At 56.8% G+C, this 273-nt stretch carries 1 protein-coding gene; it reads right to left on the bottom strand.

Annotated features, from left to right (window positions below; genetic code table 11):
* On the bottom strand, positions 1-231 hold a 231-nt coding region (locus ABG80_RS01830; protein WP_407638724.1), incomplete at its 3' end, for a hypothetical protein.
* Positions 232-273: the final 42 nt, after the last annotated feature.

The raw sequence follows: 273 nt of genomic DNA, 5'->3' as shown, positions 1-273 counted from the left end.
CAGCGCATCAGACACAGCAGCCTCGATGAACTCGCGCTTGCTCATGTCGAGCAGGTTCGTCACTTGATCGAGGCGCTCGATCAGCGAGGGATGCACCTTGGCGCACATCTGGCGCAGCTCGGTGAGCTGGCCTTGAGCAATGGCCTGATCGACCAGCCGGCCCATGTTGGCACCGTGGCTCAGGGCCTTGAGCTTCAGCACCTGAAGCTGGATTACTTCGTCAAAGTTCATGATTCCTCCAAAATCCAAAAGCGGATGCTTTGGATTCTAGGA

It is taken from the genome of Aquabacterium parvum (genome assembly GCF_001447195.1).
Taxonomy (GTDB): Bacteria; Pseudomonadota; Gammaproteobacteria; order Burkholderiales; family Burkholderiaceae_C; genus Aquabacterium; species Aquabacterium parvum.
This window is presented reverse-complemented; position numbering and strand designations above follow the sequence as displayed.